The organism is Sulfitobacter sp. KMM 9851, assembly GCF_057178245.1.
Window position 1 is genome coordinate 108,428 of the sequence record NZ_JBXUCW010000002.1, and the last position, 12,590, is coordinate 121,017.

General features: G+C 57.4%; 13 protein-coding genes. 6 read left to right on the forward strand and 7 right to left on the reverse strand.

The window, feature by feature from the left end; all coding sequences use genetic code 11:
• Nucleotides 1-5 precede the first annotated feature (5 nt).
• Nucleotides 6-1,208 (reverse strand): methionine gamma-lyase, encoded by a 1,203-nt coding sequence (locus tag AC1965_RS18835; protein WP_483887131.1) that lies wholly within the window; start codon nucleotides 1,206-1,208, stop codon nucleotides 6-8.
• Nucleotides 1,209-1,301: 93 nt separating this feature from the next.
• Between AC1965_RS18835 and AC1965_RS18840 the strand changes: the two genes are divergently transcribed.
• Nucleotides 1,302-1,781: an Lrp/AsnC family transcriptional regulator gene (locus tag AC1965_RS18840; protein WP_483887132.1), complete on the forward strand. Its 480-nt coding sequence runs from the start codon at nucleotides 1,302-1,304 to the stop codon at nucleotides 1,779-1,781.
• 77 nt (nucleotides 1,782-1,858) lie between these two features.
• Here the strand turns inward: AC1965_RS18840 and AC1965_RS18845 are convergent, their stop codons facing one another.
• The 5 genes from AC1965_RS18845 to AC1965_RS18865 form a co-directional block, all read right to left on the reverse strand.
• Complete coding sequence (locus tag AC1965_RS18845) at nucleotides 1,859-2,449, reverse strand: TetR/AcrR family transcriptional regulator (protein WP_483887133.1); 591 nt, start codon at nucleotides 2,447-2,449, stop codon at nucleotides 1,859-1,861.
• Between the two features lie 84 nt (nucleotides 2,450-2,533).
• Nucleotides 2,534-3,241, reverse strand: a complete 708-nt coding sequence (locus AC1965_RS18850) for a DsbA family protein (RefSeq protein WP_483887134.1) — start codon at nucleotides 3,239-3,241, stop codon at nucleotides 2,534-2,536.
• Between the two features lie 231 nt (nucleotides 3,242-3,472).
• Complete coding sequence (gene dctP, locus AC1965_RS18855) at nucleotides 3,473-4,525, reverse strand: TRAP transporter substrate-binding protein DctP (protein ID WP_483887135.1); 1,053 nt, start codon at nucleotides 4,523-4,525, stop codon at nucleotides 3,473-3,475.
• Nucleotides 4,526-4,607: 82 nt separating this feature from the next.
• Entirely contained in the window at nucleotides 4,608-5,909 is a 1,302-nt protein-coding gene (locus tag AC1965_RS18860; RefSeq protein WP_483887136.1) for a TRAP transporter large permease, read from the reverse strand.
• Nucleotides 5,899-6,474: a TRAP transporter small permease subunit gene (locus tag AC1965_RS18865; RefSeq protein ID WP_483887137.1), complete on the reverse strand. Its 576-nt coding sequence runs from the start codon at nucleotides 6,472-6,474 to the stop codon at nucleotides 5,899-5,901. The genes AC1965_RS18860 and AC1965_RS18865 overlap by 11 nt, the downstream gene beginning before the upstream one ends.
• A 101-nt stretch (nucleotides 6,475-6,575) precedes the next feature.
• Between AC1965_RS18865 and AC1965_RS18870 the strand changes: the two genes are divergently transcribed.
• The 5 genes from AC1965_RS18870 (at nucleotide 6,576) to AC1965_RS18890 (ending at nucleotide 11,632) form a co-directional block, all read left to right on the forward strand.
• A complete protein-coding gene (locus AC1965_RS18870; RefSeq protein WP_483887138.1) occupies nucleotides 6,576-7,253 on the forward strand; it encodes a TetR/AcrR family transcriptional regulator in 678 nt (225 codons plus the stop codon).
• Nucleotides 7,254-7,405: 152 nt separating this feature from the next.
• The gene (locus AC1965_RS18875) at nucleotides 7,406-8,824 is read left to right on the forward strand and encodes a class I adenylate-forming enzyme family protein (protein ID WP_483887139.1); all 1,419 of its coding nucleotides are present in this window, start codon (nucleotides 7,406-7,408) and stop codon (nucleotides 8,822-8,824) included.
• Between the two features lie 95 nt (nucleotides 8,825-8,919).
• Nucleotides 8,920-9,084, forward strand: a complete 165-nt coding sequence (locus tag AC1965_RS18880; protein WP_483887140.1) for a hypothetical protein — start codon at nucleotides 8,920-8,922, stop codon at nucleotides 9,082-9,084.
• 56 nt (nucleotides 9,085-9,140) lie between these two features.
• Nucleotides 9,141-10,820, forward strand: coding sequence for an AMP-binding protein (locus AC1965_RS18885; protein WP_483887141.1), 1,680 nt, complete (start codon nucleotides 9,141-9,143; stop codon nucleotides 10,818-10,820).
• The gene (locus AC1965_RS18890; RefSeq protein WP_483887142.1) at nucleotides 10,820-11,632 is read left to right on the forward strand and encodes an enoyl-CoA hydratase/isomerase family protein; all 813 of its coding nucleotides are present in this window, start codon (nucleotides 10,820-10,822) and stop codon (nucleotides 11,630-11,632) included. The genes AC1965_RS18885 and AC1965_RS18890 overlap by 1 nt, the downstream gene beginning before the upstream one ends.
• A gap of 77 nt (nucleotides 11,633-11,709) precedes the next feature.
• Here AC1965_RS18890 and dapA read toward each other — a convergent pair whose 3' ends face one another.
• The gene (gene dapA / locus AC1965_RS18895) at nucleotides 11,710-12,585 is read right to left on the reverse strand and encodes a 4-hydroxy-tetrahydrodipicolinate synthase (protein WP_483887143.1); all 876 of its coding nucleotides are present in this window, start codon (nucleotides 12,583-12,585) and stop codon (nucleotides 11,710-11,712) included.
• Between the last annotated feature and the right edge of the window lie 5 nt (nucleotides 12,586-12,590).

The window sequence follows — 12,590 nt, forward strand, 5'->3', positions numbered from 1 at the left end:
GGAGGTCAGGCAGCCTGCATGTTGTGCGCCGAAAGCGCGCCATACAGATCGTCTATGATGTCCCCGGCCCCTTCGAGGCCGACGGACAGTCGCACCAAACCCTCCGCGATACCGTGTTCGGCACGTTCTTCGGGGGTGTAGGTGGAATGGGTCATGCTGGCAGGATGCTGGATCAGACTTTCTGCATCGCCAAGGCTTACAGCACGCTGAATGAGTTTCAGCCGGTTCATCATCGCGATGCCACCCGCCTTGCCGCCTTTTACCTCGAACGGGATCATGCCGCCGAAATCCGCCATCTGCCGCCGCGCCAGATCAGCCTGGGGGAAGCTGTCCAGACCGGGGTAGGACACCGATAGCACTGCCGGATGCGCCTCAAGCGCCTGAGCGATTTTCATCGCCGTCTCGCAGTGGCGCGCCATACGGAGTTCCAGTGTCTTGATCCCGCGCAGCAGCAGCATCGCCGTTAGCGGCGACATCACGGCACCGGTCATGTCCTTTATTCCGACCAGCCGCACTTGCATCATGTCTTCTTGGCTGCCCACGATGAGGCCCGCCACGACATCACCATGACCGCTTAAAAACTTGGTGGCCGAATGCACGACTATATCGGCGCCGTGTTCAATGGGCCGTGTCAGCACGGGCGTGGCATAGGTGTTGTCGACCACCACCTTGGCCCCTACCTGATGGGCGATCTGTGAAACCGCGGCGATGTCCACCAGACGGTTGTTGGGGTTTGCCGGGGTCTCGAAATATACGATTTTGGTCTTGGCGCTAATCGCTTGGCGCAGGTTTTCGGGGTCGGTCATATCGACCAGTGTCACCGTTACCCCAAAACGCGGCAGCCCGTGGGTCATGAAGGCAAAGGTGCAGCCATAAAGCGTCTTGTCGATGATCACCTCATCGCCGGCTTTTAGGAACGTCCACATGGTTGAGGTGATGGCGCCCATGCCAGAGGCCGTACAGAGCCCCGCCTGCGCCCCCTCAAGGTTCGCGATCCGCTGCTCAAGATGGTCCAGCGTGGGGTTGGAGATGCGCGTATAGAAGTGCCCCTGCTTTTCGCCGGCAAACATCTCGCCGCCCGCCTCGGCGGTTTCGAAGGTGAAGGTCGAACTCATGTAAATCGGGGGGTTTAACGCCCCTTGCTGAGACTGCGCATCATATCCGTGGTGAATGGCGCGAGTCGAAAACTCTTGTTGCTTGTCGTTCATCTTGGCCCCCTTGATCTGTCGAGGCATTATCTGTTGCTTCGATAGGCATTTAGTTGCTATGTTGTGCTCAAATTGCAGAAAGTTTGGCATATTATGCCCAGAAACTACAAATTAGACACCACTGATCGCAAAATTCTGCGGGCGTTGCAGCGCAATGGCCGGATGACGAATCTCGACCTCGCGCAGGAGGTCAATCTCTCGCCGTCGCCGTGCCTGCGCCGGGTGCGTCAATTGGAACTGAATGGGGCCATCCAGGGATATAGCGTGGACGTTGATGCCCAAGTGTACGGGCTGCCTGTAACAGTGATGGTGCGCATCAGTCTGGAACGGCATACCGAAGATTCCGTGCGCCGATTTGAAGCGCAGATGAAGCAAATTCCAGAGATACTGGAATGTTTCGTAATGAGCGGGTTGTCGGACTATCTGCTGCGTGTGGTGGTCAGTGATCTGGAAGACTACGAGCGCTTTGTTCGGGAGCGGCTGCACCCCATCGGGGGGATCGGTTCAATTGATACCAGCTTTGTCTATGGTGTCGTAAAGCGCACGCATGTCTTTCCCGACATTACCGGGTAGCACGCCAAGCACAGGGTCGGGCCACCTGCGCGGCTGCGGACTGGGGCAACCGATACGGGTCGGCGCCCAATGCCGCATCAGAAATCCGCGCTTGGTTGAAACATGTGGCGCAGCGACGCGTGCACGGAATTCATGCCACCCGGCTGATCAAGCGCGCGGGCCACGAGCAGTGATCCTTCCAGGGCAGACAATACAAGCTGCGCTGCGGCAGCCGGATCGCGGCCCGCCGATACCTCTCCGTTTTTCAAACCGTCGGCATAGACCGATTTCAGCCATTCCAGGTGGCCACGGAAAAAGTCGGCAAGGGCCGCGCGCAGGCGTTGCGGTAAAATATCACGTTCAACAGCCAGCGCGGCGCAAAGACAGCCGACACCCTGATCAAGCCCCTCGAGATATATCCGGCTATAGGCGTCAATGCGGTCTAGCGCGTTCGAATACTGCGCGCATATCTGAACAAAGGCCTCTTTGTAGCGCTGGCAATAGACGTCCAACGTGGCAATGACGAGCTGCTCCTTCGTCGGAAAGTGGTAATGGATGCTTGGCTTTCTGATCTTCACCAAGTCAGACAGATCGGCATAGCTGAAACCGGCATATCCGCGCGTGCGGATAAGCGTTTCCGCATGTTTCAGGATCAAATCGCGTGTGTCAGACTGACCTTGTTTTGTCATTGCCCATTTATCCTGCCGCAAAAGGTACATAAGCCCAAGCGGTTGTCCCGCTTGGGCTTAGTATCGGCGTTTCTGACGGAGAAGTTAACAGCCGTTGCCGTCCAGACCACACATCTTGCCATCCATTTCGGCCACCGCATCAGGAAAGTGTTGGGCAAGGGCGGTGTCGAGGTTTGCTTTGATCCCCTTGAATGGCATGAAGCCACGGGCGATCGGCGTAAAACGGTTGTCTTGGGTACGGAGCAGGACCGCAGGAAAGCCCTGAACGCCGAGCTTTTCGACAAACCGGCGGTCCTCTGTCACGCCTTGTTTGGCCGCAGGGGTGTTGAATTCTTTTCTGAACGCGCCAAAGTCGATGCCAAAGTGTTCAGCGATGGACTGATAGCTTGCGACGTCCTGAAGATCGTCGCCATCAAGGTAGTATTTGCGCTGAATGGCGCTGGCCAGGCCAAGCTCGTCCTGGACGCCAAGCAGTTTGAACGCGGTCATCGCGCGTGCTGGTGTCGACGAGTTGAGAATGCGTTTCGAGGTGCGGTAACCCTTGATCTCTTTGAGGTAGCGTTTCCCGAATGCCTGACCGGATGTAAAAGTCACATGCTGGTGCAGTGCCACGGGGTCGGGGAACCGACTAAACATATCTACCAAAGGCAGGTTCGACGGGATCATGCCCCCGTTCACGACGCGGATGTTAACGGTCGCGGCATATTCCTTTGCCAATTGGTCGATCGCTTTTTCAAAGCCATAGCACCAGATGCAGTACGCGTCCGTGACGTAGATAAGTTCAGCTTTCATGGGTCATCCCTGCGTTGAGATTAATCGTGCGCGCGGGTGGATCACTGTGCGCCACGTTTGCCTACCGACTAGTAGGTAGGCAAACGTGGGTCTGTCAATGTGCAAACAGAGCTTTGGTCACGGGCGGTGGTATTTTGGGGTTGCCCGTGGGCGGTAGGGCGTTTGCAAATCGTAAGGATCAGCAGGTCCAAGTAGGTCGGGCTGATCTTGTCGGCGGTGCTCCTTCGGTGTCTAGGCTTTGCCGGTCAGTTTCATGAATTCATGCATCAGCGCGCCGACACGTCCCGAATAATCAGGATCTGCGGCAGAATATTCATCAATCACCTCCATCGAATGTGCGCGCAGGCGCCCCATGACTTCGGGCGAAACTGTCGAAATATTTTTGCCCATTTCTCCGGAGAACTCGCTCATCCGCAGGTAATCCTGATGGCGGAACTGCGCACTGGCCTTGGCGCTCATTGCGCGTACGGCGTCGTGAATGACGCGCTTGTGATCGTCACCCAATTGTCCCCATTGATCCGCCCCAACGATGAATTCACCGTTTGAATGGCTCAGGAAGTCGGGTGTCACGATATAGTCCGTCACCTCTTGAAGGTTCATGCCCCAGCCTGTGGAAACACAGCCCCAATGCGCACCGTCGACAACACCGGTCTGAAGGCTTTGGTAAAGCTCGCCGCCCGGAATAAAGACAGGTGTCGCGCCCATCTTTTCAAACACTTTGGCGGGCGTACCAGTCGACCGCATCTTGAAGCCTTGGAAGTCTTCCATCGTTTCGATCGGTTTTTTTGAATAGATGGCGAGGCCCCCGAACGAAATTGGTCCGGCCTGATAGATACCGTATTGAGCGTATGCCTCGCGGATAATGTCCAACGCGCCCATTTCGTAGAAAAAGAGCTGCATTTCCTCATGGTTTTCCCATGTCGCAAGGTTTCCGTTTAGATGCCCAGCGACGGGGATGCGTCCAATCCAATAGCCGGGAAAGATAAACGCGGCATCCAGTAGTCCGCGCCGCAGCGCACCAAGCACCTCGTTGGTCGGCGCGACGGTGCCGGCCTGCAAAGTTTCAACCTGGACCTCCCCATCTGTGCCTTCGGTGATCCACCGGGCGAATTCAACATAGATGCTGTCGTAATATTCAACGCCGGGCGTCCAGTGGCTTTGAATCCGCCACTTGATCTGTTCTTGGGCCAAAACAGCAGGCGCGGAAAGCACCGTCGCCCCGGCAGCAAGCGCGCCACCCGTCAGGATTTTTCGACGATTTACGTTTTCGATCTTCATTTGCATTTCTCCTCCTTGCAAATTGTCACGCCCGATTGAGTAAGGCGTGGTTCGTTCGTGGGTCTGATCATGCTTGTACGGGGCGTGCCTAATCCATCATGGCGGTCAGGTTTATCAGCACATCCGGCACCGCCATCAGAAAGGCCCCTGTCAGCAGCATGATGGCCAAGAAGGGCATCACTGCGGCGTAGATCCGGGTGATGGGGGTCTCTGGGCTAAGGCTTTTGAGGTAGAAAAGGTTGTAGCCGAACGGCGGTGTAATATACCCGATGCACAGGTTGAGCTGAAAGATGACGCAGAACCAGACTGGGTCGAAACCCAGTTCAACAACGATCGGAAAGAAGATGGGCAGGGTCAGCAGGATAATCCCCACCGGGTCCAGGAACATGCCAAGGATCAGTGCGGCCAACTGCATCAGGATTATCGTCGTCCACGGATCAATATCGGCATTACGAAGCAGTTCGATCATGAATGTGATGCCACCGCCGCTGGAGTAGATCGACACAAAGGCGGCTGCGCCGAAAATGATCCAAACCACCATACCGGTCACGGACGCGGTATCTTCGCCAACTTCTTTGATGAATTTGAACGTCAGTTCACCACGTAGCCAGACCGAAAACAGAACAGCGGCAACACCGACGGCCGCTGCTTCGGTTGGTGTGGCGATGCCGAGGAAGATCGACATCAGGACAGACAGCACGATCAATAGCGGCAGGATCACGTTTTTCAGGGCAAAGAGTTTTTCGCGCAGGGTGGCCGAAACGTCAGCAGCCGGCGCAAGGTGGGGCTGCAAGTTAGCCTTGATCGCGACATAGGCGATAAAAGCGACCAATATGAACAAGCCGGCAATGAGGCCACCAAAGAACAATTTGCCCACCGAAAGCCCGGTCATCATCGCGATGATGATCAGCGTGATCGACGGCGGTATCAAAATGCCAAGCGTGCCGGACGCGCCGATTGTACCCAGTACGAACTGATCATCGTATCCGTGCCGCTTCATCGCTGGGATGCCAACCAGCCCGGTTGTGATCGTCGACGCGGAACAGTTGCCCGTCATCGCAGACAGTACTGCGGCAAAGCCGGAGGTGCCGACCAAAAGCCCGCCGTTTACCTTTCCTGACCATAGATAGAAGGCCTTGTAGAGGTCATCTGCGATCTTGGAACGGCCAAGCGCGATGCCGATGGCGACGAATAGCGGAATGGCTGACAACAGGATCGACCACATGTTGCCAAAGGTGCTTGAGACGACAGAGTACAAGCCCTGCGGGCCGTTCATCAGCAGCGCAAAAACAACGGCAGTTCCGCCCATTGCAAAGGACAGTGAAACCCCCAGAAGAATGGCCGTGATCAGGACACCGAACATGCCGATGGTTAATAACTCAGGACTCATTGGGAACTCCTTCGAGCGCGTCGGATGCGGAGGAAATCATGGTCGCAAGGCAGCGGATCATTCCGGCAATTGCCTGGACCGTGATGAGGGCGGCGGCGATGAAAAGGCACATCTTGATCGGCCAGAGCGGGTGGCCTAGCGCACTGTCATCCTTTTCATTCCAAAGCAGCGCTTCTTGAAAGAAGTGCCACCCTTCGTAGGTCAGCGCCGCGCACCATATGAAAAGAAAGCCGTAGTTGAGCAGGTCAAACAGCGCACGCACACGCGGGGTGCGGCCGTGCAAGAGGATGTCGACCCGTACATGCCCATCGCGCAGGAGGGTGTAGGCCCCGATCAGGATAAAGTATGAGGCAAAAATGCGCTGGGTGTAGCCATGCGCCCAGACGGTTGGCTGACCGAATGCGTAGCGAGATACAACCTCCCATGCCAGGACCGCCGCGCCGATCCAGATGGCATAGCTCACCATGCGTCCGATCAGCAGGTTGGTTTGATCGACCAAATTTAGAATTTTCATTTTTCCCTCCCTTCCAAAAACACCACCAACGATGATCTTTTCAGAAACCATGTGCTTATTATTGTTTTTCCAAAAAAAACCACTTGTCAAATATAAAAAATAACGCACAATTAGATATCACGTATCGGTTTTTGTGCTGCGAGGAGAAATATATGGTGGCTGCATCTAAGAAAGCGGGGTCTTACAACGTCGCGACGCGGGGCCGACTGTTGGACGCGGCAGAAGCTCTTTTTGCCGAAAAGCATCATGATTCAGTCACTCTTAAAGAGATCGCGAATGAGGCAAATGCGAATGTCGGGCAGATCGTCTATCACTTTGGTCAGAAAGAAAGTTTGATCAAAGAGGTCATTGACCGGCGGGCTGGTGTCATCAGTGCTGACCGCCTTGTTCTGCTGGATTCCTACGAACGATTGGTAAGCCGCGAAAACGTCGAGCTTGAACCCGTGGTCCGGGCGTTCCTTGAGCCCTACTTCGACCGCTTGAAAAGCGATGATCCCGGTTGGCGCAACTATGCCCTGTTTATTGGGCGCAGCGTCTGGGACGGTGTCCTTGCGGCGTCAATTTCCACGGCGTTCAACCCTACGGCGGTTCGATATGTCGATGCGATTCGTGCCGCTGTGCCGAGCCTGACCGTTGCGGATGGCGGGCGGGCGTTTCAGTTCATGCTGGCGGGTCTTTACGGCTCCACCACCAACGACTCGCGGATCAATAGTCTGACCGGCGACGACACCCTGTCGGGCGATTTCCAAGGATATCTGGAGGTGCTCGTGCCGTTCGTAGTCGGCGGTATCCGCAACATGGGTGAGCTGCGCAAGGGCGCTGCTGACTGATGGAAAGGCAGGGATGCAGGGCGATGGAGTTTCAAACAATTACACTTGATCGGCGGGGTCTGGTTTGGCGTCGCACTTGGGATAGGCCACAGCGGGTCAATGCCATGAGCCACCCCATGCTGCGTGAATTGGCGCGAGGTCAGGTTTGACATATGACCCTGACGCACACCGCCATCCCTGATTTCTGCCAAACCATCATGGATGCCCGCACGGGCGGCATCTTTGACGACGTGGGCTGGATGCCCATTGCTGAAGTTCAGCACGCCGTGCGGCATATCGAGGCAGATTTGCGCAAAGCTGGGATCGTTGCGCATGAACCCGTCATGGTTCGGACCGACGGCCGTGCCGAAGATGTGGCATCAATCCTTGCAGTGCTGCGCGCCGGAGGTGTGGCGGTGCCCGTTCATGATCGTGCGCACCCCGACACACTAGAGCATTATCGTATGGCTACAGCGGCCCGACTATGCGTTGGCCCAGCACGCCAGGGACATAGGTGTTTGCCAGATGTGCATACCATCGCATCAAAGGCCCCGCCGGAGCGCCCACTGCTGGTCGGCGCTGGGATGATCACCTTCACCTCAGGATCAACGGGCATCGCCAAAGGGGTCGTTCTTAGTGGTGACCGAATTTCTGCAAAGTTTCTTGCCATCAGGGACATGCTGGCGATGCGCCGCGCGCCCGAGGTGATCGTGCCGCTGCAATTACAGTTCAGTTTTGGTCAGTGGGCCACCTTTCTGCCGTTGATGTTGGGCGGGATTGTCCACCTGAGCGCACGATTTTCGGCTGAGGGTATCATGGGAAAGCTGGGCGAAAGGCCGGTGACCCATCTGGCGGCCGTGCCGTCGATGTTGCGGATGCTGGCGCGTGGGGCATCCCTCAAACAGCCGCTCTGCATCCTGACCGGCGGTGAGGCGCTGAGTTTTCCTCTTAAGGAAGCGTTGTTTCGGCAGTGGCCGGACGCTGAGATTTTTGGCATCTATGGGCTGACCGAGACGGGCACCTGCGATTTGTTTCGCCGCGATACTGCGGGTGCATTGCGTCCTGACAGCCTGGGGCGTCCCGCGCATGGTATAGATGTGCAGATCGCGGCAGATACCTCCGAGTTGCTGATCCGAAGCCCGTTTCAGATGCTGGGCTATCTTGACCAGCCGAAGCTGACCGCCGCGACTTTAGAAGATGGCTGGCTGCATACCGGCGACTTGGCGGACATCGCGGATGATGGCCAAGTTGAGCTTCGTGGTCGACTTAAAGAGCTGATTAACCGGGGCGGGAACAAGGTTTCGCCGCTGGAGATCGAAAACATTTTTGCACAACATCCGGGGGTCGACGCCGCGCTTGCAACGGGTGTGCCTGACGCCCGCTTTGGAGAAGCAATTCATCTTTTGGTCGTACCTTCACCGGGGAAATTGGCACCCGACGCCACTGCCTTGCTGGAATGGGCAGGTGCGAAAACGGAGCGGTTCAAACTGCCCGACCAAATCCACTTTGGCCACGAGATACCGACCGGGTCGACCGGCAAGGCCGACCGCCCGGCGCTGCGCCGTGCGATCGTGAAAGAGCGCGCTAAATGACCGTTATCTGGACAGGGACAAGCGCCTTGCCGTGGTGGTGCAACGGGTTGCGACGCCAGCACAATATTTAATCATGACTGTCAGGAGACGTTTCAATGGCTGACCAATTTCATGCCTACATCATCGACCGCCAATCAGACACCAAGAGGCCGTCAGAGGGTTGGAAATCGGTTTCGGCAGACGAGCTGATGGAAGCCGATGTGACCGCCAAACTGCGCGACGGAAGAATCCGTGGCTGCCTGCTGATCAAGGTGGATTGAGCCATGGCAGGGTCGAATTTTGGGCGTCATGGCCCAGCGATTTTGGGGAGGCTCGCATGAAAGTCCAAAGCTCGATGCAAAAGGGCGACCTGGGCGTCGCGCGGCTTGTTCGCAGCGCGTGGCGATTTGGGGCGGGGCAGCCCGTGTTCCACTGGAACGGCAACGACGTAAGCCAAACCGATATGCGGCAAACTGCGGTGCGCGCCCTGCGTCTGATGAGCGTGATTGCACAGGAGGCGGTGACGAGGGGTGACAGGATCGCGACATTCTGTGGAACCACGATTGAACACCTTGAGGCCTATCTGGCCATTCCGGCAAGCGGCGCTGTGCTGCACGCGCTGAACGTGCGCATGTCCGATCAGGACTTGGCGGATATGGTGCACGCCCAAGGCGACAAGGTGCTGCTGCTTGATCATGCTCTGGCCGAACGGTTCGCGACGTTGGCCCCTTTGCTAAGCGGCAGTGCGCTACGTCTCGTGCTTGTTACAGGTAGCGGTCAGATGCCGCGATTTGACGGATGGGACGTGCCCGTGCGCTCTTATGAACAGGCGTTGGCGGAGGCACGGGACATTGATCCGATGAGCCTGGGGGATCTGCCCGAGGACCAGACCGCCGCGATTTGCCACACGGGCGGCACCACGGGTCAGCCCAAGGCGGTGGCCTATTCTCATCGTGCGGTTTGGCTTCAGGCGATGACGCTGTGTACGGCGGATTCTTTGGCGTTATCGCGTCGCGACGTGGCCTTGCTGGCGGTGCCGTTTTATCACGTCAACGGTTGGGGGCTGCCCTATGCCGCGATGATGGCGGGGGCCGGACTTGCGCTGCCGGGGGCAACTTTCAAACCCGACGTTCTGGACCGCATGATGCAACATGGCGCCGTCACCATCGCGGCCGGCGTGCCAACGATCTGGACAGATTTGCTAAAGCACCTGAAGGCTATGCGCCGGGCGCTTCCCCCGACGCTGACGCGGCTGGCGACCGGAGGGGCCGTGGTGCCAGCCCGGCTGATCGAGAGTTTCGAGCAGCGCGACGTCATGGTGTTGCAGGCCTGGGGCATGACCGAAACCTGTTCAATGTCCGTGGTTGGGCGGGCGATCCGGCGCAGCGCTGGCGCCGGGCAGCCGCCGCTGGGCTATCCTGGCAATGTCATTGAATTGCGCGTTGTCGGGCCGGACGGAGACGAATGTGTTGCGGGCTCGGATATACCCGGCGAGGTGCAGGCACGGGGAGCAACCGTGATCCGCGAATACCTTGGCGTGGATGCGCCCGGTTCGTTTGATGGCGAATGGCTGCGCACCGGAGACATTGGATTGATTGACCGTAACGGCGCGCTGACGCTCACCGACCGGTTGAAGGACGCGATAAAGTCCGGGGGCGAATGGATACCCGCGCCAATGTTGGAAGACGCGCTGCGCAGCCTTGATGGTATTGCGGATGCCGCCGTGATTGCCTGCCCGGACGAGCGTTTCCAAGAACGCCCCTTGGGTGTGCTGGTGCTGGACGACGCCGCAAATATCGATCCCGACACGGTGCGAGCGAAGTTGCGCGACTTGGTCCCCAGTTGGTGGATACCCGACCGATTGAGCGTTCTACCTGAACTGCCGCGCACAACCTTGGGCAAGCCGGACAAACTCATCCTGCGCCAGATGCTGCAAGCAGGCACTCTCCCGGATTACTCACACGCTACGAGCGACAGCACTCCCAAGACCCAAATACTCAATGAAAGGAACTATTAATGAGCATCGTCGAGACACATATCAAGGATGGCATCGGTTGGATCACGCTCAACCGCCCCAAAAAGATCAACGCCTTGTCTGCCGAGGTCGTCGCCAGTGCGCACGACGCGGTTAAGGCATTTGAACGAGACGACAACGTTCGCGTCATTGTGCTTCAAGGTGCAAACGGGAATTTTTCGGTCGGATATGACATCGCCCAGGAGGTCGAGATGGGGCTGTCCCGGCCCGAGGACTGGCACAGTGCCCTGACCAATAATGTCGGACTGAGCATGGCCGTCTTTTCTTGCACGAAACCGACGATCGGCGCGGTAGATGGCTGGTGTCTGGCCGGCGCGTGCGAGCTGGCAATGGCCTGTGATATGATCATCGCCACCGACCGCGCCAAGTTCGGTGAGCCTGAGATTCGCTTCGGTTCGGGACCGGTTACGTTGCTCATGCCTTTTATACTGGGGCAGAAAAAGACGATGGAGCTTTTGCTAACAGGTGACACGATTGACGCCCAAGATGCGCTAAGCTTTGGCATGGTCAACCGGGTGGTCGCGCCGGAGGTTCTGGAAGATACCGTGCAAACTTTGGCGCAGAAAATTGCCCTGACGCCGTTGGTGACCCTGCGCCTGACAAAAATTGCGCTGGTGCGCGCCTACGAGGCGATGGGTCTGCGCAACGCGGTTCACGCCAATCTTGATCTTGCCGCGACACTGAACGCAGCCGAAGCACCGGAAAAAACTCAGTTTGCCGAGTTGGTTCGCACCAAGGGCCTGCGCGAAGCGCTGAACTATCGTGATGAGCGGTACGGCAAGCTGACGGCCTAGAGGCGTCGCAGCAAAGTTGCGCAAAGTCGGGGGCTGGTTCACACCAGCCCCCGTTATTCTGGGTGAGACCGTTCGAATTATATAAGGTCGAGCTGTTTCAAAACCCCGTCAAGGGTCTCGCGGGCCGTTGCGCCGGCCGACGTCATCGGAAGCCGCAACTCGTCTTTGATATACCCCATTCGAGAAAGTGCGTATTTCGTTCCAGCCGGGTTCGGATCGAGAAACAGCGCATCATGCAGGGGCATCAACTGATCCTGCAATGCAAGGGCTGTACGGAAATCACCGGACAGACATGCCTGCTGAAATTGCGCGCAAAGTCGGGGGGCAACATTCGATGTGACAGAGATACAGCCAATGCCCCCGTGGGCCATATATCCCAGCGCCGTCGCATCTTCGCCCGAGAAGAGCGCGAAATCGGTACCGCAAGCCAGACGTTCCAGTGACGGCCGCGCGAGGTTCATCGTTGCGTCCTTTACCCCGGTGATGGTCGGGCAGTCGCGGAACAGACGTGCGATGGTGCTGACAGATATTTCGACCGCGCTGCGGGGCGGAATGTTGTAGATCGTAATTGGTAAGGGAGTGCTGTCGGCCACAGCCTTGAAATGTTGATAAATCCCTTCCTGGCTTGGCCGATTGTAATAGGGCGCCACGACCAGCAGACCGTCTGCGCCGGCCTGATGTGCATGACGGGCAAAGTCGATTGATTCCGCAGTGGCGTTGCTGCCCGCACTGGCCATAACTGGGACACGCCCGGCGCATTGGTCGATGACGATCTCGGTGACACGTTTGTGTTCTGCACCACTCAGGGTCGGGCTCTCGCCGGTTGTCCCGCAAGCGACGAGGCCATGAGTGCCCTCGGCAATCTGCCAATCGACCAATTTGCGCAATGAAGTCTCGTCAACCTTGCCGTCGCTAAAGGGGGTGACAAGTGCGGTTATTGATCCTTTGAACATGGTTT